The organism is Candidatus Viridilinea mediisalina (genome assembly GCF_002532535.1).
Classification (GTDB): Bacteria; Chloroflexota; Chloroflexia; order Chloroflexales; family Chloroflexaceae; genus Viridilinea; species Viridilinea mediisalina.
Map to the genome: position 1 here is coordinate 1 of NZ_NQWI01000080.1, position 21,900 is coordinate 21,900.

The following is a 21,900-nucleotide window of genomic DNA, read 5'->3' on the forward strand; positions in this document are numbered from 1 at the left end:
CGATAGCCGATAGCCGATAGCCGATAGCCGATAGCCGATAGCCGATAGCCGATAGCCGATAGCCGATAGCCGATAGCTGAAAGCCGAGCATGGCATCTCAATGAGCTAGATTGTCATTGGGCATGCGGTATGTTCAATGGTAATTGGTATTATGCACCTGAAACCGTAACTTTTGGCCCACTTGAACGGTATATTAGGGAAGCAGAAATTGTTACGTATCCCAGCAGCCTGTCATGCTGAATAGTCCATGGGCGGGCATCGTAGTGCCGACTTTAGTCGGCTGAGGTCTTTGGCAGCGATGGGAAGCCGACTAAAGTCGGCACTACCTACGGCCTCTCAGGATGGCAACGCAACGGGGCAATCAACAACATCCGCTTCCCTTAAGTAATCGTGATCACCCGACCTACAGTGTGGTATGGTATGTGGGAAGGACTGGCGCACATGATGAAGGCCAGCACGAACGCACCGATCTGGAGCGTCATACGTAATGACCGCTACGGTATTCCCGAATCCCCCCTGATCAGCAAGTGGCGGGAAGAGGGGCGGCTCGAAGGGAAGGAAGAGGGGCAATTGCAGTTGGTGCTTCGTCTCCTCACCCACCGCTATGGCCCGCTGGGTGCGGTGCTAACAGCGGACATAGAGGCGCTTACCGCGGCCCAGGTGCTTGATCTAGCCGCAGCCCTGCTCGATTTCACCAGCCGCGATGACCTTGAGCAGTGGTTGCTGCAGCACGGGTAGAGAGGGGTACTGAGGATTGCACCACAGCGGCATTGAGGGCACAGAGGTATTTGTAGTGGAACGCGCGCCAACAGGTGGTTGCTTTGCCACACATTTCTCTGTGTTCTCTGTGTCTCTGTGGTGCAATTCTCTGCATCTCTGCAAAAACTCTATAGTTGTGTGAGCGGGGCGCAGGCAGTTCCGTTTTGCTGCGTTCCTGTGCGTTCTTGATACCCCTCCAACCTGATGTATAATCTAGCCGGACAAGACAGTCTGATTGTACATATGTTCTCAGGTGAATGGTTCGGAGTAACGTTGCCGTTTGCGAGGACGCGAAGCTCTCGCTGCTTCGCCTCACGCATCCTCGCAAGATGCTCAAGCAACCTTACACGTTTCTGAAACCTTCCCATAGGCACACCTACACTATTCGTGAGCCCGACAAAATTCTACGCGATCCTGCGTGACCTGCTCTGGAGCGGTGGCCTTGCCCCGCTCTTGGTTGTTGTTGCCATCCTTGTCAGCGCCCTGGCCTATCAGGTGCCGGTTGCAGGCCATGAGTCGTTGGCTGCGAACCCTTCGCCTCTGGGTTTTGCGGCTGCCCATCCACCCGAAGCGGCAAGCTCCGGCTTTCAGCGTTGGACGAGTGATTGGACGCGGGTGACTATTCCGGGGTTGGGGCCGCAAGCCGCAGGGTTGCGCTTGCGCTTTTTTGCAGGTGAGCATGCAACGCCCGTACGTTACCTCACTATTAAGACCTTAGAACGCGAATTGGTGCAGGTGCCCCTGCGCCATGAAGGTCAAGAACTGAGGCTCTACCTGCCGCCTGGTACAACTGATCGGCAGAGTGGCGATCTGCACCTGATCTTTCAGGTGGATCGTCCGCTTGTTATGCCGTCTGATGAACGTCAGTTGGGGATTGCGCTGAGTTGGCTGGAGGTGAACCAATCAGCGGGTACGACGAGCCTCCAAGCGCCGCCATGGGCGCGGGTGGGCCAATTAGCTTTGGTGCTACTGGCCATGCTCTGGTGTCTACGCTTGGTTGGCCTGCCTACGCGGCTCGTGGCCCTGCCGCTGCTCCTCTTTGCTGGCTGCGTGGGCCTGCTGTTGAGCGGCTGGCCGAGTGGTGCATTGGGGCTACGCATGCAGGTTGCCCATGGCCTGCCGGTGCTACTCCAGGTCTTGAGTTTTACCTTGCCCTTGGCGCTGGTGCTGCGGTTTTTGCCGTGGCCGCGTAGCAACCCCCAAGCCAGCTTTCCTGCCGCTGCGCTGCTGCGCCTTGCGGTGCTGCTGATCTTTAGTCTGCGGCTGATTGGTCTGCTGCACCCCCAGTTTATTTTGATTGACCATGGCTTGCGCGCCAATCAACTGTTGCAGATCGCGGCGGGCCAAGAGGCGTTGGTGCGCGAACGGCTTGAGCAGCAGTATGAGTGGGGGACACGCGATCCGGTGCCCTATAGCCTGTTGACCTACTATCTGCTGCTGCCGCTCACGACCCTATGGGACTCGATGCACCAATTGGTTGTGGCGGTGAAGGTGGTTACGGCCCTGTTGGAGGCGAGTTTCCCGCTGCTCTTTTTGGCGCTGTTGCGGCAGCAGCCCCACGGCCTGACGGCGGCAGCCTGGGCGGGGCTGATCTATGCTGCGCTGCCAGTCGGGTTCCTCTTCTTTCACGATGGGAGCTTCCCCACCACCATTGGCATTTGGCTCACTCTGATTGCCCTCGTGACGCTCCAATGGCTCGTTGCGGCAAGTGCCCCAGCGCTCGCCCCCTTCCCATGGCTCGGCGTGGGCCTTGCGAGCCTTGCGCTCGCGTTGGCCATCGGTGCCTACGTGACCCATATTGCCTTTGTGCCCTTTCTGGTTGGCGTGATGGCGCTGAGTCTCATAGGTCTGGGTGGCATCCAGGGGCGTTGGGCGGGACGCAATCTGCTCATTAGTTTAACCCTTGGTCTGCTGCTCGGCTGGATCATGGTCTATGGGAGCTACACCATGACCCTGATCCAGCGCACGATTCCGAGCTACCTGGGGCTGATTGTGAGTGAAGGGAGCGTGGGGCGCGATGCTGACGCTTTTTTTGGTACGCCGATCAATAGCTTTCGCCAACATATGCTGGCCCACTTTCGGCTCTGGCCGGTGATTATGGCCACGGCCAGCCTGCTGGTGCTGTTGGCCAACTGGCGCGAGCGGAGCATCACCCACCTGTTGCTCGCCTATGCCAGCTTGCTGATCGCCACCTCGATTGCCGAACACTGGTTTGGCCTCTGGAACAAACACATGGTCTTTGTCGCCCCCGGCGTCGCCCTCGCGGCGGGCATTGGCTACACATGGCTCTGGCAGCGCGGACGCGCCGCACGTCTCGTTGCCCTCAGCCTGCTCGCCTATCTCTTTTGGGAAGTGCTGATCGCCTGGGGCAACCGGGTACTCTGGTACCATCTGCCGCCCAGTGCCTTGTGAAGAGCTTTAGGTAGAGCATTTCTGAAGAGGCACAGAGTGTTTCACCACAGAGGCACAGAGGACACAGAGTGGTTGGAGATAATGAATCGGGCGCACTCAATCTGTAGTTGCAGAAGTCCATGCATGAGCTATAATTGCACGGCTAGAGGGGAGGATCGGGAACCGCTCCCTGCTCGTTGCTCCCCGCTCATCACTTCCCCATACTACCAATTAGGCTTGAAGTGTCCGCATTATCAAGAACACTAAAGCGCATTGGGACACCATGTTCGGCAATCTGCAATCTACAATCTGCAATCTGAAATGGGATAACACGGAGACTTCTGCATATGGTCTTTGATTTGAACCAGATTACCATTGGACTCTTGCTCAGTACCGCTGTTGGCGGCCTCGCTTACTGGCGTCAGTCGTTGACTGCCGGGGGGTGGTTTGGAGCAGTCATTACTGGTACGGCGACGCTGGGCTTTGGGGGTTGGGCCTGGGGCTTTACCTTGATTGCCTTTTTTGTCAGTAGTAGCGTCTTGTCGCACTACAAAGAGCGGTTGAAGGAGCAACGGGCGGCTGAGAAGTTCTCAAAGGGCGGACGGCGCGATCTCGTGCAGGCGATGGCTAATGGCGGGATTGGGGCGCTGATTGCGCTGCTCTATGCGCTGTTGGGTGCGCCAGAATGGCTGCTGGGCGTCTTTGTTGGCGTGATGGCCACGGTTACCGCTGACACCTGGGCGACTGAGTTGGGCGTGTTGAGTCCCCACCGCCCCCGCCTGATTACCAATGGGCAACCAGTGGAACCCGGTACATCCGGGGGCATCTCGCTCATGGGCACAAGCGCCGCTGCCGCAGGCGGGCTCATGATCGGCCTTGTGATGTTCATCGGCCTGAGCCTGGGCCAATGGCTCAGCGGTGAACCTCTCAGCCTGCCTTGGTGGCTGCTGCCCGGTGCGCTCCTTGGTGGGCTTGGCGGTGCCATGGTTGACAGCCTGCTTGGTGCAACAGTGCAGGCCATCTATCGCTACCCTAGCGGTAAAGAGACCGAACGTACCGTTGGGCGCGACGGCACCCCCAACGCCTTTGTGCGCGGCTGGCGCTGGATGAATAACGATATGGTCAACCTGCTCAGTTCCCTGGCGGGTGGCGCGATCACGGTGCTGATCTATTGGCTGCTTGGGGCTTAGGGGCTGTCTGAAAAGTCGGTGGATATGCGGTGGAGTGCCGGCTTCAGCCGGCTAAAGCCGGCACTCTACATGCCGCAAGCCTATTTTCTATCTTCTCGTTTCTGTATCCTTAAGATGCACCACACGCCCAGCGGCAGCGCGGGTGAGCCGGTCGCTGATGGCGCGGGCCAGGCCGTTGCAGCCAAGATCGCGGGCGAGGATGAGGTCGGGTTGGCGTGCGTCAAGGGCCCGCAAGGCGGCATAGAGTTGCCGCGCAATCTGGGCGAGGTCGCTGCTAGAACCGAGGCGCTCGCAGTCGGCAGCAAGGTGCGCGAGCGCTTGGGCGTCCTCGTCACAGAGTAGCAAGCCTACGCGCCGCCCCGCTGCAAGCTCCTGCTCGGTGCGGCTACGCAGCCACGCCAAGGCGGGATCGGCTGGCCCGACTACCAGCCAAAGGCTGCTCTCTGGTGCATAGTGGCGCTCCAATAGGCCCGGCGACGCCATGCCCGCTGCGCTGCTCTGGCGTGGCGCAAGGGCGACCTCGCCCAGCAATGCACGGAGCTGTTCGAGGCTCACCCCGCCCGGACGCAGCAGCGTCGGAGGGCTGGTGGTGAGGTCGAGGACACTCGATTCGAGGCCCAACTGCGTTGCGCCGCCGTCAATGACCGCCGCAATCCGCCCGTCAAGGTCGGCCAAGACATGGGCAGCCGTGGTTGGGCTCGTATGGCCGAATCGGTTGGCACTTGGTGCCGCAAGGGGTCTGCCGGTAGCCGTAATCAGCGCCCGCGCCAGGGGGTGATCGGGTACCCGCACCGCAACCGTCTCGCGCCCCGCCGTGACCGCCAGCGGCACCTGGGGGCCACGCGGCAGAATCAGGGTGAGCGGCCCCGGCCAGAGGGCTGCGCCGATCTGTTGGGCCAGAGGCGGTACCATCGCAACCACACGGGGCAAGGCGGCAAGCTCGGCCACATGGACAATCAACGGATCTTCAGCGGGCCGCCCCTTCGCCGCAAAGATAGCGGCCACCGCCTCGGGGCAGAGCGCATCGGCCCCAAGGCCATAGACCGTCTCGGTAGGAAAGGCGACCAACTGGCCCTGGCGCAACAACGCTGCCGCCGCCGCAAGGCCCGCTGGATCTGCTGGGAGCATTTGGGTTTGCATATGGGGGCATTATACCAAATCCGATAGCCGATAGCCGATAGCTGAAATCCGGACATGGCGTCCCAATGCGCTTGAATGTCATTAGGCATGCGGCCTGTTCAATGGTAATTGGTATGCTATAGCCTTTTGTTGCGCTCACCCCTCATCATCAAGGCTGTGTACCTTTTCCAAATCGCTAAACTGATGAATGTTCATTGGAGCACGATCTGGAAATTGTACAACAATGTTCAATTCCCCCCCCAAGGCTTCAATATACGACCTCAGGGTATTGAGGTAGATATCGGTGCTTTGCTCAATCTGCGAGACCATGGCTTGATTGACATGGAGAACTTCACCCACTTTGCGCTGTGACATGGCACGGATGCGCTGTAGTTCACGGAGCGTCATCTCTTCTGCAACTAACCGTTGAGTTTCCTTGGCAATAGATGCTTGCATTTCATCGGAAAGATTAGCAATGAATTGTTCCATTGTACGTGCCATATCTTGTTACTCCATAGTATCGAGATGACGCTGATACCGCTGCTCTGCAATCGGTATCATTTCACGATACCAGCGTGATTGTCCTTGTTTACATCCACCAACCAGCAGAATTGCCTGTCGCTTCGGATCAAAAGCGAATAAGACTCGCCATGGCGCACCACGATACTGGACGCGCAATTCCTTCAGATTGGTGAACTGGCTACCTTGAAGCGTATCAACATATGGACGCCCCAAGCTAGGGCCACGTTGACTGAGTAGGTTTGCATGGGCTGCAATTGCAACTTGTACACCCTGCTCTTGCTCGCTTAGCCACGTCTCAAAATCAGGGTCAAGCAGTATTGTCCACTTCATTGGGTAGATTATATTCCTTTCAGGGAATATGCGTCAAGCATTCACCGACAAAGTGCCTATTTCCGTGTACAATAGAGGTGCTAGACCTTTTTGGATTCTGGCCCTCTTTTGAACGGGGCCTCGCCCCGGACGCGCAATCACTATGACTGAGTTGATTGGTCAGCGCCTCGGTGATTACCAGCTTGAGGCTCTGCTTGATGAAGGGGCCCTTGGTGCCCTCTATCGCGCCCGCCACGTTCGCCTTGATCGTACAGCGATGGTGCAGCTCTTTGATGCTGGTTTGCTCCAACGCCCTGGGCTTCAACCGCGTCTCTTTGCTGCCCTACGCAGTGTTGCGGCTTTGCGCCACGCGCATCTCGCCGAGATCTATGATGTTGCAGAGCAGGATGGGCGGCTCTTTGTGGTGACCGATCTGGCTTCGGGGGGGACGCTGCGTTCGCTTGATTCCGCTACGACGCCTCTGGCTGCCCGCCTTGAGCTACTGGCCCAAGCGGCTGATGCGCTGGCTTATGCCCACGCTCAGGGCATTGTCCACGGGGCGTTGCGCCCCGAATTGTTGCAACTTGATCAGCAACGGCCCCAAGCGCCAGCTCAACTCAAGTTGGCCGGCTTGGGCATTGCGGGCCTGCTACCCGAATTGGCGCTTGAAGCGCCTGCCTACCTTTCGCCTGAGCAGTGTCGCGGGATGGCGCTCGATGGCCGTAGCGATATCTATAGCCTTGGGGTGATCCTCTATGAGCAATTGATTGGCGTGCCGCCTTTCAGTGTTGATAGCCTTGAGTCGGCGATTACGAAGCACTTGGAGGCATCGCCTGTGCCGCCGCGTGAGGTGCAGCCCCAGTTGCCCGATGCGCTTGATGCCTTGGTGTTGCGCTGTCTGGCGAAGGCACCCGCTGAACGCATTACTGATGCCCAAAATCTAGCTGAGACGCTGCGCCAGATTGCGGGCGAGTTGGCCCCTGCACCCCCGCAGCCCGCGAAGGCGACGCCCACGAAGACCCAGACGCTTGCCGCTGCCGGTGCCGCTGCCCCAACGGCTCCCCAGATTGCGATCCTTGATCAGCAGGGGGCGCAGTTGCGTAGCGCCGATATGGCCGCAGGTACCTTGACGCTGGGGCGTAGCCCTGATTGCGATCTCTTCCTTGATGATGCCCAGCTTTCGCGTGAACAGTTGCGCCTCACATGGAGTGACCAACAGCTTACGGTAACCGATTTGGGTTCAACGAATGGCAGTTTCCTTGGCGGGGCGCGGATTCCGCCTGGCATCGCGATTCCTTGGGATGGGCGGGTGCCTCTGCGTGTTGGCCCCTTTACCCTGCGGATCGTTGGGATTCCTGCTGCTGATCTGCCGGTTGGCCCGCCCGCACAGCCTAGCCCCCCCGAACCCTCGGCGCTGCGCGACGATCCCTTCTTGGCCAGTCTGCTTACCCCCAGTAGCGCTCCGGCCACGCCGCCGCCCGCTATTGCCCGCATTGAATTGCAGTGTGACCAGGATCGCGTCACGCTTACCCCCGGTAGCCCAACCGTTGTGCCGGTGCGCATGATCAATAGTGGCACCACCACGCTTGAGGCGACCCTGAGTGTTGAGGGTATTCCTGATACATGGATCCGCAAGGCCGACATCCCGGTGCTACGCCTCGAAGCAGGCGGCCAGGCCAATAGCTCACTGCTTGTCAATGTGCCCCGCAATGCCAGCGCAACTGCGGGCGACTATCCGGTAACCCTGCGCGCCCAGAGCCTTGGTGCTCCTGCTGAGACTGGGTCGGCGCGCATGCAGTGGACGGTTGCTGCCTACGCCGATCTTGATGTGCGCCTCTTGCCTCCTAGTAACAAGAGCAATGGCCCAGCCGACTATCAGGTACTCCTGCACAACGCCGGTAATGCGCCCATTACCACCTTCCTCAACTTTGAAGATGATGGTTCCCTTGGCTTTACGCTGGCCCAAGATGAAGTACCGCTTACTGCCGGGCAGTCGGTGCGGATTGGCCTGAATGTTGAGGCGGCAGGACGAATCTTTGGCAATCCGCAAACCCGACGCTTTGCCATTCGCGCCGAGAGCAATACGGGCCAGAGCCGCCTCGCTGAGGGCGAGTTGGTGCATCTGGCCCGCCTGCCCGCATGGACGCCCCTGGCCATCGTTGGTGCGGTGGTGCTGCTGGCATTGCTTGGCTTCATCAACATTCTCTTGGGTGGTTCAGAGCAGCGTGAGGCCACTGTCCCCACGCCGATTATTGCGACCATGCCCACCGCGACGGCTACGCCCTTCCCAACCCCGCTGCCCGGTGCGCCGCAGGTCTTGGAGTTTCGGGTTGAACCGGAATTGACCGCACCCGGCGAGTTGGTGCGGGTGATCTGGAGTGTGCAAGGGGCCGAGTGGGTGCAGATTGATCGCTTTGGCGATGTGCCCCCCGTTGGTGAACGTGAGTTTCGCCCTGAACAGAATACTGAGTTTCGTCTGAGTGCCCGTGCAGGTGAACAAGAGAGTTCGGTTATCACCTATGCCTATGTGGCTCCACCTACGCCCGTGCCTACCGAGGCACCGCCGCCTGTAGAGGAGCCCCCGCCCCCGCCGCCCGTAGAGGAACCGCCGCCACCTGTGGAGGAACCGCCGCCGCCGCCCGTAGAGGAACCACCGCCGCCGCCCGTAGAGGAACCACCGCCGCCGCCCGTAGAGGAACCACCGCCACCCACGGAGGTGCCACCGCCGCCGCCCACGGAGCCACCACCACCAGCGGAGGAGCCACCGCCACCTGCGGAAGAACCACCGCCGCCTGCGGAGGAGCCGGTTGCTCCGGCCTCAATCAATCTGATCGAACTGGCGGCACGGGCAAGTTGGAGTACCAATGCTGGGCGTTTGGGCTTCGGACAACCCTTCTTCTTCGCGGGGCGGGGCGGCTGGGCCGAGATTAGCAATGCTACACTCGAAGATGGCCAAGCCTACCGCAGCCTGCTGCAAATGGTGCCGCCCAATTCCACCCCGCGCAACGCCCCGCCCGAAGAGCGGCCCTTCATCCAGGTGGAATTTAGCCTGCCTGCCCTCGCCCCCGGCCAAAACTTCATTGGTGATCTCGGCTTTGGCCAAGGGGTGAGCAGTGAACCGATAAGTGTTACGATCAGCTTTGAGGATCAGGTAATCCTTGAGACAAGCAAAGCCCCCGATGGCAACCTCTTGCCCATCTTCGCCGACCTCAGCGCCTATGCGGGGCAAGCGGGTCGCCTGAGCATCCATGTCAGCGGGCCGCTCACCAATGCGCCCGAAGGCATCTTCTGGCTCAGACCCCGCGTGGAGTAAGCAGATAGGATTCCCATGACTGACGATGCACGCCAGACTCTGCTCCAGCGCGCCGAAGAGGATCGCGTCGCCTTTGTGAACCTTCAGTTCAGCGATGTCCTCGGCATGGCCAAGACGGTCACGATCCCCGTTGATGAGCTTGAAGATGCGCTCGATCACGGCGTCTGGTTTGATGGCTCTGCGATTGAGGGCTTTGCCCGCAGCGTCGAGAGCGATATGTACCTTGTGCCTGATCTTGCGACCTATGCGCTGGTGCCTTGGGAGCAGCACGATGATCTGGCTACGGCCCGCATGATCTGCAATATCTACACGCCCGATGGGCGTCCCTTTGGGGGCGATCCGCGCCACATCTTGGCCAGCGTCAGCCGTCAAGCTGCCGATCTCGGCTTTAGTTTCCACGTCGCCCCCGAGTTGGAATTCTTCCTCTTCAAGCTCGATGGTGACGGACGGGCTTCGCACCTACCCCAAGATTATGCGGGCTACTTTGATGTCTCAACCGACCAAGCGACCCTTATTCGTCGCCAGATGGTGCGGGCGCTGCAACGCTTTGGCATCGTGGTCGAAGCAGCCCACCATGAGGTCGCCGCTGGTCAGCACGAGATTGACCTGCGCCACGCTGAGGCGCTCCAAGCCGCCGATCAGACCGTAACGGCACGCCTGACACTCAAGGCGATTGCCCAGTTCAACGGCCTCTATGCGACCTTCATGCCCAAGCCGGTGGCGGGGGTCAATGGTAGCGGGATGCATCTGCACCAGAGCCTCTTCGATCTGGTGACGGGTCAGAATGTCTTTGCCGATCCCAACGATGCCTATGGCCTTTCGGCAACGGCGCGCCACTTCATTGCGGGCTTGCTCGAACATGCGCGGGGCATGTGTGCCATTCTTGCGCCGCTGGTCAACTCCTACAAGCGGCTGGTGCCCGGCTTCGAGGCGCCGGTGCATATCTCGTGGGGGCGCACCAACCGCTCGGCGCTCGTGCGCGTCCCCAGCATCACCACGGGGCGTCATCAGAGTACCCGCATCGAACTGCGCTGCCCCGATCCCTCGTGCAACCCCTATTTGGCCTATGCCGTCATGCTGGCCGCCGGGCTCGACGGGATCAAGCGTAAGTTGCCGTTGCGCGAAGCAGCCGAAGAGGATCTCTTCCATGTCGATCCGCGCGCACGCGGGCTGCAAACGCTACCCGCATCATTGGGCGACGCGCTCGATGCCATGCGTCAAAACACGCTCATCCAGCAAGCCTTAGGGCCGATTGTCTACGAACGCTTTGTCGAGGCGCGGCAACTCGAGTGGGATAACTACCGCTCGTTTGTTTCCGAATGGGAACTGTCGCGCTACTTGGGGGTGTTTTGAAGCTTTGAGGTAGCCAGACCTTGACGACTTCCACGCTCACCATTGCCGAATTGATCACACAAACTGACGGGGCCAAGGCTCCCGTGCGCTTGGAGTATGTGCGGGGGCGCATGAAGTGGGAAGCCTCGCCCGCGAGCCGTCACCAGAAGATGGTGCAACGCATTGAGCGTTCGCTGCGCCTCGCTCCAAGCCATGGCGGTGACTGTGGCTGCTTCACCTTGGCCGATACGCTCATTCGCTTCCCCGATCCCGACCGCTCGATCAAGCGCCCTGATTTGGCCATCTTTTGCCTTGAACCACCCGATAGCGATGAGGCACTTGAACTGATCCCAGCGGCGGTGGTAGAGGTCTTAAGCCTGGGCTATGAAGAGAAAGACCTTGGGCCGGACGGAGCGCCCTTCTACCTCGCCTATGGCGTGCAAGATGTGGTGATTGTTGACCCACGCGAGCATCTGGTCTACCACGACACACTGGCCCAAGGGCGTCGTGCCTTCAAAGCCCCACTGACCCTTACCTTGGCTTGTGGGTGCGTGTTGAGCGTATGAGGTTGGGGGGCGCGGTGTGGCTTTCGGAAGCCGCTGGTGCGCTAGAGCCGCCCCGACGGGGCGGCTCTACATCATCTCCGCTGAAAGAACGCGAAAGCCCATTGGGACGCCATGTTCGGCAATCTGCAATCTACAATCTGCAATCTACAATTGGCCTAGCGCTGATCCATCGGCACATAGTCGCGCCGTTCGGGGCCAAGGTAGATCTGGCGCGGGCGCATGATCTTCTGCTCATCGTCGTTGAGCATCTCCTGCCACTGGGCCAGCCAGCCCGAAGCGCGCGGGATGGCGAAGAGGAAGGGGAAGTACTCGATGGGGAAGCGTAGCGCCTGGTAGATCAAGCCGCTGTAGAAGTCTACGTTGGGGTAGAGCTTACGTGCAATGAAGTACTCATCCTTGAGCGCAATCTGCTCCAACTCGACCGCAATCTCAAGCAGCGGGTTGGTCTCGGTCGCTTCAAAGACATCGTAGGCCACCTTGCGGATGATCTTGGCACGCGGGTCGTAGTTCTTGTAGACGCGATGACCAAAGCCCATGAGGCGGCCTTCGCCCTTCTTGACCTTCTCGATAAAGCCGGGGACATGCTCCTTCTTGCCGATCTGCTGAAGCATGCGGAGTACCGCTTCGTTGGCCCCGCCGTGAAGTGGGCCGTAGAGCGCCGCTGCCGCCGCCGAAAGGGCGCAGTAGGGGTCGGTGTGGCTTGAACCAACACCACGCATCGTCGCGGTCGAACAATTCTGCTCGTGGTCGGCATGCAGAATGAAGAGCACATCCAGCGCCTTGGCCAAAACCGGGTTGACCTGATAATCACGCTGGTTCATATAGTCCATCATGTAGAGCATGTTGGCCGTATAGCTCAACGAATTATCGGGTTGGTTAAAGGGCCGTCCGATGCGCTGGCGATAGGCAAAGGCAGCAATCGTGGGAATCTGGCCAATGATGCGCCAAATCTGCTTCTCGCGCACCGCCGGATCGTGAATCTGCTTCGCCTCAGGGTAGAGCGTAGACATGGCGGCCACCGCACTGACCAGAATGCCCATGGGGTGGGCATCGTAGCGGAACGCCTGGATCACCGAGATCAGGCTATTATGCAAAAAGAGGTGACGCTTAATGCGGTTCTCCCACCAAGCCAGCCGCTCCTGAGAGGGCAACTCGCCATAGAGCAGCAGGTAGGCCACTTCAAGGTAGGTGCTATGTTCCGCCAATTGCTCAATCGGATAGCCGCGATACTCCAGAATGCCCTTATCGCCATCAATGTAGGTAATCGTACTACGACAACCAGCCGTATTCATGTAGGCCGGATCGTACGACATAATTCCGAAATCGTCATCTGAAGCTTTAATCTTACGCAGGTCGGTTGCGCGAACGGTACCGTGGGTAATCGGCACCTCATAGGTCTGCCCAGTACGATTGTCGGTGATCGTCAAGGTCTCATTGGCCATGGAGCTTGCTCCTTACAATACATCGGCTCAGACGCAGGTCTGAGTAGCACATGGTAATCTGCACAAAGCAGTTTGTGCCTACAGTATAACCGCGCAAGAGATTAGGTGCAATATGTGACGTGAATCACAAGGGTGCTGCCTTAGGCAGCACCCTTGTGTTGTGGTTGGGGCGTAGCCCCAAACCCTGTTTTTCGTTCCGTGTTGGCGGCGAAGCCGCCAACACGGAACGAAAAGAGTTTTTTGGGAGAGGCGAAGCCTCCCCCAAACCCCTGCCGTAGGCGTAGCCTTGCTTAGGGCCGGGTTTCGGGCCAGGGCCAGTGATCCGCTGGCGCAGGCTGGCCATACTCGCGCCAATCGTCAGGATTGGGGTCTACGAATCGTTGATCGGGTGGGGTCGTGGGATCATTGTCAATTCCGATCAGTGGCATAACAAAGTCTGGGCTAGTGACAGTGCCGCTGGTCTGTTGCAGCGTAAAGTTGGCGATGATCAGTTGGCGACTGTTGGCACCCTGGGCGGTCAGTTGGTAGAAGCCGGTGGGTAGACGCTCGTCAAGTGCGACTTCAACCATGAACTGGCCCGCGATCTCGTCGGCAAAGGTAGAGGGGAAGCCGCGTACCGCGCCGTCGGGTAGGGTGAGCCAGAGATCAACCCGCTCACCGGGGAAGAAGAGGTTGCCATTGATGTAGAAGACGGTGCGTTGTGGCCCGGCTTCGTTCATGGGTACAATCACGTCCAGTTGCGCTGGGCCGCGCTGCTCCACTGGGCGCGAACGCACCTCAAAGCTGGCGAAGACGCGGAATTGGCTGTGCTGGCCCAAGGCAGTAACGGTGTATTGACCAATTGGGTTTTTGCCGCTAAATTCAAATGAGGTGGCAAAAGCACCGCCAGGAGTGGCTTGCACAACTCGCTGTCCGAAGGGGAAGTTGACCACGGTGCCATCAGGGGCGGTGAGCCAGAGCGAGACATCTTCGCCGCCAATGAAGCCCCGTCCGTCCACTTCGAGTACTTGGCCCTGCACAATCACGCTGGTCTCTTGGGCATTCAGGGTTGTTCGCAAGGTTGCGGTGCCGCGTGGCCCTGGTTGGCCGCCCGGAATAACCATGAAGGAGCTTTGGGCACGATGGGCGCGATCACTCATGCCCCGGGCCGAGATGGTGTAGCAGCCGTAGGGCCATGTGCCCGGTACTGGGATCGTTAGGGTCAGTTGTCCGGCCCCATTGCTCACGAAGCGGCTGCCGGGGGGGAAGTTGGCGGGCAGATCAATCACTCCATCGAGCCGCTGACTAGCCGGAATGGTAAAGATGCGCCCATCGGGGAAGGTGAGGTCCACCTCAATGGCCTCTGGCCCGCCAAGCTGAGGCGCACGGACGCGAAAGAAGTCGAAATTGGCCATCAGGGTATGGCCCTGGAAGATCGCCGGGGCCTGCGCCCCAACCCGCTCACACAATGCGCTACCATGGGGGGTGTGTACGGTGATCTGACCGGCTGACGCAAAGCTCTGGTAACTAAAGAGCGCCAGCGTTAACCCCAGCGTAAGCGCAAAACCGACAGCGAACACGAACCGCATGTGTCTTTGCGTATCCATCATTCCTCCTCTGCCTAAGCTGACATCCATCTGATCATTGGATGATTAGCATACGCCTATGGCCAAGCCACGAACAAGCAGCGTAGATTACGCGCTTGTGACAGGGAGGTGACGGGAAGGTAACCGGGATGAAGAGAAGAACAGGGGAACGGAAGAACAGGAGAACAGGGGAATGGAAGAACAGGAGAACAAGAGAACGGAAGAACAGGAGAACAGGAGAACAGGAGAACAGGAGAACAGGAGAACAAGAGAACAGAAGAACAGTTTGTTCCTCTGTTCCTTTGTTCCTCTGTTCCTTTGCTCCTCTGTTCCTTTGTTCCTCTGTTCCTTTGTTCCTCTGTTCCTCTGCACCATGCTCACCAGTTCGGCTTTGCCGGTGGCGCTGGCACCACGGCCACAGCCGATTGTGGCGACACCTGCGTGTCCGCAGATCTACTATGCTGATGCGGCAGCATTGTTGGCGGCGTTGCCCACCGCCGATTATGGCTGTACTGAGGAGTTGGCGCGGGCGTTGCGCCCCCGTGCGGATCAGGCGCTGGTAACCGAGTTGTTGGCGTTGGCGCAGACGGGGCCGGATGCGCGGGCCCAGCGGAATGCACTGCGGACGCTGGGGCGTTTGGCCGCAAGTGCGCCACGGAGCCATACCTATGAGTTGTTGCACTACACCAATGGGGCCGCGCTCCAGAGTCTGGCCGTTGACCTGCTTGCCACCAGCAACGATAATTTTTTGCTTCAGGATGCAGTTTGGTTGCTCGACACCTTCTTCTACCCTAGTCTTGGTGCGGCCCCGGTACTCGCGCAGGTGGCCGATACTGCTGAATTGGCACCTGCTTTGCGCTACCGCGCCGCCGCCGCCCGCGCCCGCCTGCTGCTGGCCCGCCCCGGCCCACTTGATCCCAGCGACCGCGCTTTTATCCTGAATGGTTTGACGAGTGACGATGCGGGGGTACGCAGTGCTGCGGCCACTGCAATAGCCCACCTGCGCCCAGCCCAACAGCGCGAGGCGCACCATGAACTAGAGGCAGCCCTGGTTGCCGCATGGCATGCCGAGCCAGCGTTGAGCCTTGCGCCCGATCCGCCCGATCCGCGTGCCCTTAGCCAGTTCAGTTTCCAAGAGAGTAGCCCGACCAGTCTTAGTGCCCGTGCGGCCATCGCCCGTGCCCGTGATCGGCTGGCGGGCCACCAGCACGCATTCTATCTTGAAGCTCTACGGGTGGAGTATGAAGCCCTGGCGCTGCCTGCTACCCACGTGCAGCCTGGCGCTTGTCCTATGCCAATTGCCGCACAGCGCCTCCCGCTGATCAATGCGGTCATCAATGTAGCCCGCTGTGCAACCGAATGGAGCATCATCCGCAGTGGCTTGCCTGCGGCCCAATTGCCCTCCTTGAGTGCCGAGGTGGCCCGCACCCATGCGGCCTGGCATGCACTGGTTGGCCCCGCCTTGGCCCAGAGGCTGCCTGATGCTCATGGCAGGCCGCTAACCATCATGATCTTTGCGCGCCAGGGCATCTACCGCGACTACATGCGTGCCTTTACATCCTTCAGGGTTGATGTGGATGGTGTCTATGATCAAGAGAGCGCCACCATCTACACCTACCAGCGCACAGCGGCGCAGAGTGCCAATAGCCTAGAGGAGAGCTTACGCCACGAGTTGGCGCACCACTACGCGGCAACGCGGCTCTTTCCGGGCGATTGGCACACTCCGGGCTACCACCGCGAGCCGAAGGGTTGGGCCGATGAGGGCTTGGCTGAACTGTTTGCCGGACTAGGGCCGGATGGCTTTGCGCCGCGCCCGGCCCAACTGGCCCGCCTCTGCGCCCGCGCTCACGCCCCACCCCTCACTACCCTCCTGGCCCAACGTACAGGCTACGATGCCTTTGGCCACTTCGACTACGACGCGGCATGGGCCTTCACCTTCTACATGCAGCGCCAGCAACCTGTCGCACTCCGCCGCATCTATGCAGCCTACCGCAGCAACAGCTACCGCCTTGCCCATTGGGAAGCCAGCGCAGGCATCAGCATCGTCCAAGCCGAAGCCGAGTGGCACCAAGCGATCCGCGTGTGGTGTAGCTTCTAGGAGTGATGGTAGCCTGCTGCTCCCAGCCAAGCCAAGGCAGCATAGAGGCCCACGAGTGTCTTGCCATCTTCGTAGACGCCCGTGGCCAACGCCTCGGCCAACTGGTTCAACGGCTGTTCAACCGGAGTCAAGCGTTCATCCCAATCGGGATTTGCGGCCACTGGGCTCAGATCGAGGGCCAAAAAGATCGCCGTGGCCTCATCGGTAAACCCAGGCGAGGTATGGTAGGTCACCAAGTGTACCAATTGGCCAGCGGCATAGCCCAACTCCTCAGCCAACTCTCGGGCGGCGCACGCCTCAGCCGTCTCACCAGGTTCACGCAGGCCCGCAGGCAATTCAACCATATGCTTGCCCGCAGCCAAACGAAACTGGCGCACCAGCAAAATCTGATCGCCCAACACCGGCACCACACCCACGCCACCGCGATGGGCCACCACATCACGCCGCGCCACCTGACCATCATCAAGACGTGCATTGCCCGTCAAGACGCGGAAGATTGGCCCTTGGAAGACCTCGGTTTGATCGATCCATGTTTCCATGAGGTTCCTTTATTGAGTAAACAAGGTTTCAATTTCACGAATCAAACCCGGAAGATTTGGCTGCCTAAAACTTAGATCAGGCGCTGGCACACGGTGATGTTTGATGTTGGGTGGTATATGCTTATGGTGCGGATAAGATACTTGTAAGCTTGGATCATTTGGGTGTGGCTGCGGATCATACCAATATAACTTCTCCTCAGCTTGCCAAACCTCGTATCCATATGCATCTATAACCATAGGTAGGCGATCAAAAGTTAATCGCTCACGTACAATGAGACGAATATCAGCAGCAAAATAAAGTTCTCCTGCAACTCGTGCCAACGTAGCGCCATGGCGGACAAAAATCAAGGTTGAACGACAAATTGATGAGAACTGCTCTGTAATCGTGTAGATGAACAACTCATAATCTTCTGGTGTACGCAAGGGATTACTCATGCTGCAACTCGTATTAGAGCCATAAGTCCTGGCTTATCTTGTTGAACCCGTTGGACTTCATTACGATACTCTGCTTGGCGAGAAAGCCACGTTTGATAGACGCTAGCCCATTCGCTAAAGTCCAGTACCCAGCTATCATCTTCGGGCTCTTCGCCACTGATGTAAGCCGCATAGAAGGTCTCGGAGCGCACACCATACTTACGCTCAAAGGTCAAGGTAGTCTCTTCAAGAGCATGGATGTCAGCAAGTAAATCTTGTAGTCGCATCTATAAGCTCCCTTCTCTCTGCAATTCTCCCTATTGTACCATTCTCAAAGCGGGTATTGTGTGTACACCGAGTGTACTAGCATGCCTTTGCTTTGTTTTGGTGGGGAATCCGCCAAAACAAAGCAAAACGGTAAGCCTACTCAATTCAACAACGCTGCACAACCCGGCCCTTCAATCAAGTCTTGGATGACCGGGTTGACGGCGGAGAAGAAGTCGAGGCCGGTGCGTTCTTCGATGCAGCGCACGCTGGTAAGGTAATCTTCCCATGCGGTTCCTGCCACCGAGTCGTCGTTGGGCGTCCAGATGGCAATTACCTCGGTGTCGGGCGTGACGCGAGCCGCATCGTCGCCCGCTGCTGCCGGTAGCACCAGGAGGACTTTCCAGAGGCTTTCGGGGATGTTGAGCCGCCCGTCGGCGAGAGTGCCGAGGCTGCCGTGCCCCCCAGAGACGATGTAGACCTCGTTGCCGTCACGCACCAAACGGCGGGCGTGATCCTCAAGTTGCGCCCAGATACCCTGGTTGTTGGCGGGGGCCTGGGGCACAATGTTGGTCAAGATGAAGGTGGCGATATTATCCTCTTCGGTCGCCGTGCGATCACCCGAAGGGGTCATATGACCACGGTCGTAGCCCGAATTGGTGTAGTCGGCGTGGGTCACCCGGTACCAGCCTTCGGGCAATGAGGTGTCGGTGATGAAGCGCCCACTGTAGCGTTGCACATCGCCGAGATCGCTCAACTGGAGGTGCCACGCGACCCAATTGGGAATGCCTTGGTCGCGGTGGTAGGAGAGGGCGTACTGGTCGCGCACAATCAGGTAGTTGGTTGGCTCGCGCACACTAGCGACAGCATCACTGGGATTGCCCAGCGCCAGGTGGCGGCTCACCGTGGGATCACTTGGGGGCACCGGAGGCGGTGCTTGCGCCTGCGGCTCTGCATCAAAAAAGACCACCAAGAGCGCAAGCAGGACGACGAGGGCCACAATGACGCGAAAGCGGGATGGTTTCTTCTTCGGTTTACTCACACGAGTACGACGAGCGGGCATGCATCACTCCTATGTTTCAACGACCATGGTACGCAGGCCCAGCACTTGGTCATTGCGGTCACGGCCAACAAGAATGAGGGTCAGTTTGATCGTTCCGACGCGATAGAGCGTAAGCTCGCGCAGATGCTCGCTCATCGTCGTACGCAGTTGGGCAAAGCGTTGCGCCAGGGCGCGCTCTTCGTCGCCAAACCACGAGCGTTCAGCGGCCAATTGATTGAGCAGCCCAAGGGCATCGCCCGTCTCGACGGGCGTAGCGGGGTCAAGCTCGAGCTGGCGCAGCAGAGCCCCACTCGTCAGCGGCGCATCCGCCTGCCAGCGAAAAGGCTCAAAGGGTGCATCGGTCTCACTGGGCATCAAGAGCCCCTCGGCGGCCTGCATAATCGCCTGAAGCGCCTCAGGCGGCTCAGGTGGCGGGGGCAGAGTAGCGGGGGCATCCTCGTGCTCAACATTCGGATCATTGCTAGGAAGCGGCATAGTAAATTTCGTTCCTCCTTCGGCAGCAGTGCGCAAGCGATAGCGATCCTTGCGAGCCACATAGCGTTCAGCGGTACGGCGAATCGTTGCGGCCTGATCCGCACCAAGGGGCCGTATGCGCCCAGGGATGCCCAGCACCAGCGAACCTGGCGGCACCTGCATCCCCTCCGTCACCAGCGCTCGCGCCCCAATGATCGAACCCCGGCCAATGCGGGCACCATTGAGCAGCACCGCACCAATCCCAACCAGTACCTCATCTTCGATCACCGCGCCATGGATAATTGCACCATGGCCTAACGTAACCCAATCACCAATGCGTACCGGAAAACCCGGATCGCCATGGATGATACACCCATCCTGGACATTACACCCAATTCCCAAGGTAATCGGCACCGTATCGGCGCGCAAGACACTCATCGGCCAAACGCTACACTCCGGCCCAATCGTAATCATCCCAGCCAAAAAAGTTTGGGGAAAGATATAGGCACTTGGGTGAATCGTAAACAGATCACGTAGCAGTGAAGGCTGTTCGTTCATGTTTCGTTACTCCATGCTTAGGGATGGTTCAGGGTATTTTACCGTCTTGAGGTATCCAAGGCATTCTGAAGTCGCAGCCCTATTTCCTATTTCCTGTTTTCTGTATCCTTCCCTGTAGGGGGCAATCCTACTAGTGGGTGGAACCCTATTGTAAGGGAAGGAGCCAGAAATGAGAAAATAGGCAACATCCCTCAAATATCCATGGTAACATCCTTGCGAAGGTTGGTAGTTGGTTCCACAATGGTCAGACATACTTTGAATATGTGCGTTAGGGAAGGATACAGGAAATAGGAAAGAGAAAATAGGGTCAGGTCGTCAACGTGCGCTGAAAGCGCCTACACTATACTCAGACCTGAAATCATTCCTTACCACAAACGAAGTGCATAGGAACGCAAAAAATGGAAGCACGCGCGCCTTTCGTTGGCCGTACAGCCGAGATAGAGCACGTCCTTCAGCATATCAATGGGCTATGCTATGGTGCCACACCCCAGTTGTGTCTCGTCAATTTCTGTGGGGTGTATGGAATCGGGAAGAGTGCGTTACTCGCGGAGTTGGCCGAGCGCACTGAGGGATATGCGGATGTGTTTGGTCTATCGCTGCAACTACCAGCATTACCTGTTGGAGCAAAGACAACGCCTTTGGATGCACGTCAGGCGATTATTCGGCAATTGCACCCGCATGATGGTGAGTTGCCACCCGATAATGCCGCCGCTGATGGCGCTCTAGCTGCCTGTGCTGCCGCCTTGTTGCGCCGTCGTCAGCCTATTCTGCTGCTGATCGAGGCTGAAGCGCGCCATGCCGCTCTGAGCTTCGGCTGGATTGAACGCGGTCTGCTGCTGCCCTTGGTACGGGCTAATCGCCTTGTGGCGGTGGTTACCAGCCATACGCCGTTGCGTTGGCGTGAACTTGATACGCGTCGTCGCGCTGAAAGTCGGATACTTCAACCATTGAATCTGGCTGAAACAGCGTTACAATTGGGGGGGGGCTCCAATGCTGCAACGGCGATCTACCGCTTGACGATGGGTCTGCCCTTGGCTAATGCAGTTGCACAGCATGTTTTGCTTGAGGTGGCCGAGCCAGAAGGATGGGATCAGTCACTTCAGGTTGCCTTGTTGCAACGTAGTGTTGATGCGATCTATGCGCGCATTGGCCCCGAACTGACCCGCGAGTTACGTTTTGCGCTCGAAGCGTTAGCGGTTGTGCGTGAATTTGCCATCCCGCTGTTGCAACGACTGTTTAATAGCTGCGATCTGCCAGGCCAGTCACGCAGTCAAGCGGCGCAACTGATGATGGTGCGCCAACTCCAAGAGCTTGATCTGGTCGTGTGGGATCAGACGAATAACGCATGGCGGGTTGTCCCACTGCTGCGTTCACTGCTTGCACAGTTGTTGCGGCTTAAACATCCCGCACACTATGCTGCCCTTCAGCGTCTCGCCTGTGACTACTATCGCCAGATGCTTGATGATGTGATTGTGGCACGCCATATTCACGTAGCCGAACTTTTCTGGCATACTATAGAGAGTCAGCAACATAATGGTACAACGGCGGATGAAGTGCTACGCGATTTAGTCCAACGCTACTTGGTTAGCCCCGATGGTCAGCAGGTTGATTCTGCGGCACTCTATGCGCTCCGTGATCGCTTGCTGCAAGATGCTGAACAGCCTCAACATGTATTCGGCCAGATGGAAGATCTCACGACGTTGGTGGCCCTGCTTGACCAAACGGCAACTGAACGATGGTAAAGCAACCTTTCACGTTTCTGAAAGCACCCCTAAGCTCAATACCTTATCAAATAAGCTCGCGCAAAGTCGCAAAGCTGCGAAGGTATTGTCCCTAAGCCTCGCAAACGTATCGTTCTATTACTGTAAGATTGTAAGAGGGAGTGCCGACTTATGGTCTTCCAGAAATTAATCCGGTGTCGCGGCACGGACTAGACCTGATAGATATGCCAGATCTGCGAGGTCTGGTTAGCGGATTATTTACTGGAAGACCATTAGTCGGCT

Annotated in this window: 18 protein-coding genes; 8 read left to right on the forward strand and 10 right to left on the reverse strand. The window is 58.5% G+C overall.

The features are described from left to right. The first annotated feature begins 441 nt into the window (after window positions 1-441). The 3 genes from CJ255_RS15020 to CJ255_RS15030 all read left to right on the forward strand — a co-directional run bounded on the left by CJ255_RS15020 (window position 442) and on the right by CJ255_RS15030 (window position 4,340). Window positions 442-738: a DUF4351 domain-containing protein gene (locus tag CJ255_RS15020; RefSeq protein WP_165774734.1), complete on the forward strand. Its 297-nt coding sequence runs from the start codon at window positions 442-444 to the stop codon at window positions 736-738. A 408-nt stretch (window positions 739-1,146) separates the two neighbouring features. Further along, window positions 1,147-3,171, forward strand: coding sequence for a hypothetical protein (locus tag CJ255_RS15025; RefSeq protein ID WP_097644914.1), 2,025 nt, complete (start codon window positions 1,147-1,149; stop codon window positions 3,169-3,171). A 326-nt stretch (window positions 3,172-3,497) separates the two neighbouring features. Continuing rightward, the gene (locus CJ255_RS15030) at window positions 3,498-4,340 is read left to right on the forward strand and encodes a DUF92 domain-containing protein (protein ID WP_097644915.1); all 843 of its coding nucleotides are present in this window, start codon (window positions 3,498-3,500) and stop codon (window positions 4,338-4,340) included. 87 nt (window positions 4,341-4,427) lie between these two features. On the opposite strand, the gene CJ255_RS15035 is transcribed toward CJ255_RS15030, so the two are convergent. The 3 genes from CJ255_RS15035 to CJ255_RS15045 form a co-directional block, all read right to left on the reverse strand. Then, complete coding sequence (locus CJ255_RS15035) at window positions 4,428-5,468, reverse strand: L-threonylcarbamoyladenylate synthase (protein ID WP_245863468.1); 1,041 nt, start codon at window positions 5,466-5,468, stop codon at window positions 4,428-4,430. Window positions 5,469-5,615: 147 nt separating this feature from the next. Next, on the reverse strand, window positions 5,616-5,960 hold the full coding sequence (locus CJ255_RS15040; protein ID WP_097644917.1) for a helix-turn-helix domain-containing protein: 345 nt from the start codon (window positions 5,958-5,960) through the stop codon (window positions 5,616-5,618). Window positions 5,961-5,966: 6 nt separating this feature from the next. After that, on the reverse strand, window positions 5,967-6,311 hold the full coding sequence (locus tag CJ255_RS15045; RefSeq protein WP_097644918.1) for a type II toxin-antitoxin system RelE/ParE family toxin: 345 nt from the start codon (window positions 6,309-6,311) through the stop codon (window positions 5,967-5,969). 142 nt (window positions 6,312-6,453) lie between these two features. Between CJ255_RS15045 and CJ255_RS15050 the strand changes: the two genes are divergently transcribed. Genes CJ255_RS15050 through CJ255_RS15060 form a run of 3 tightly spaced genes read left to right on the forward strand, consistent with a single transcriptional unit; the run spans window position 6,454 to window position 11,501 of the window. Next, window positions 6,454-9,603: an FHA domain-containing serine/threonine-protein kinase gene (locus CJ255_RS15050; protein WP_097644919.1), complete on the forward strand. Its 3,150-nt coding sequence runs from the start codon at window positions 6,454-6,456 to the stop codon at window positions 9,601-9,603. Between the two features lie 15 nt (window positions 9,604-9,618). Continuing rightward, a complete protein-coding gene (gene glnA / locus CJ255_RS15055) occupies window positions 9,619-10,956 on the forward strand; it encodes a type I glutamate--ammonia ligase (RefSeq protein ID WP_097644920.1) in 1,338 nt (445 codons plus the stop codon). 20 nt (window positions 10,957-10,976) lie between these two features. Further along, the gene (locus CJ255_RS15060) at window positions 10,977-11,501 is read left to right on the forward strand and encodes a Uma2 family endonuclease (RefSeq protein WP_217352451.1); all 525 of its coding nucleotides are present in this window, start codon (window positions 10,977-10,979) and stop codon (window positions 11,499-11,501) included. Window positions 11,502-11,656: 155 nt separating this feature from the next. Here the strand turns inward: CJ255_RS15060 and CJ255_RS15065 are convergent, their stop codons facing one another. Together CJ255_RS15065 and CJ255_RS15070 are read right to left on the reverse strand one after the other, a co-directional pair. Beyond that, the gene (locus CJ255_RS15065) at window positions 11,657-12,943 is read right to left on the reverse strand and encodes a citrate synthase (protein WP_097644921.1); all 1,287 of its coding nucleotides are present in this window, start codon (window positions 12,941-12,943) and stop codon (window positions 11,657-11,659) included. A 290-nt stretch (window positions 12,944-13,233) separates the two neighbouring features. Beyond that, entirely contained in the window at window positions 13,234-14,511 is a 1,278-nt protein-coding gene (locus tag CJ255_RS15070) for a hypothetical protein (RefSeq protein WP_097644922.1), read from the reverse strand. Between the two features lie 370 nt (window positions 14,512-14,881). Here CJ255_RS15070 and CJ255_RS15075 point away from each other — a divergent pair, with 370 nt between their 5' ends. Next, on the forward strand, window positions 14,882-16,606 hold the full coding sequence (locus tag CJ255_RS15075) for a collagenase (RefSeq protein ID WP_097644923.1): 1,725 nt from the start codon (window positions 14,882-14,884) through the stop codon (window positions 16,604-16,606). Here CJ255_RS15075 and CJ255_RS15080 read toward each other — a convergent pair. The 5 genes from CJ255_RS15080 to CJ255_RS15095 form a co-directional block, all read right to left on the reverse strand. After that, complete coding sequence (locus tag CJ255_RS15080; RefSeq protein ID WP_097644924.1) at window positions 16,603-17,145, reverse strand: NUDIX hydrolase; 543 nt, start codon at window positions 17,143-17,145, stop codon at window positions 16,603-16,605. The genes CJ255_RS15075 and CJ255_RS15080 overlap by 4 nt on opposite strands. A 9-nt stretch (window positions 17,146-17,154) precedes the next feature. Beyond that, on the reverse strand, window positions 17,155-17,580 hold the full coding sequence (locus CJ255_RS22860; protein WP_124681962.1) for a toxin-antitoxin system TumE family protein: 426 nt from the start codon (window positions 17,578-17,580) through the stop codon (window positions 17,155-17,157). Further along, a complete protein-coding gene (locus CJ255_RS15085; protein ID WP_097644925.1) occupies window positions 17,577-17,846 on the reverse strand; it encodes a hypothetical protein in 270 nt (89 codons plus the stop codon). The genes CJ255_RS22860 and CJ255_RS15085 overlap by 4 nt, the downstream gene beginning before the upstream one ends. Window positions 17,847-17,986: 140 nt before the next feature. Next, entirely contained in the window at window positions 17,987-18,886 is a 900-nt protein-coding gene (locus CJ255_RS15090) for a DNA/RNA non-specific endonuclease (protein WP_097644926.1), read from the reverse strand. Between the two features lie 9 nt (window positions 18,887-18,895). Continuing rightward, window positions 18,896-19,897: a nuclease A inhibitor family protein gene (locus CJ255_RS15095; protein ID WP_097644927.1), complete on the reverse strand. Its 1,002-nt coding sequence runs from the start codon at window positions 19,895-19,897 to the stop codon at window positions 18,896-18,898. 398 nt (window positions 19,898-20,295) lie between these two features. On the opposite strand from CJ255_RS15095, the gene CJ255_RS15100 reads away from it, so the two are divergent. Further along, on the forward strand, window positions 20,296-21,639 hold the full coding sequence (locus CJ255_RS15100) for an ATP-binding protein (RefSeq protein WP_097644928.1): 1,344 nt from the start codon (window positions 20,296-20,298) through the stop codon (window positions 21,637-21,639). Window positions 21,640-21,900: the final 261 nt, after the last annotated feature.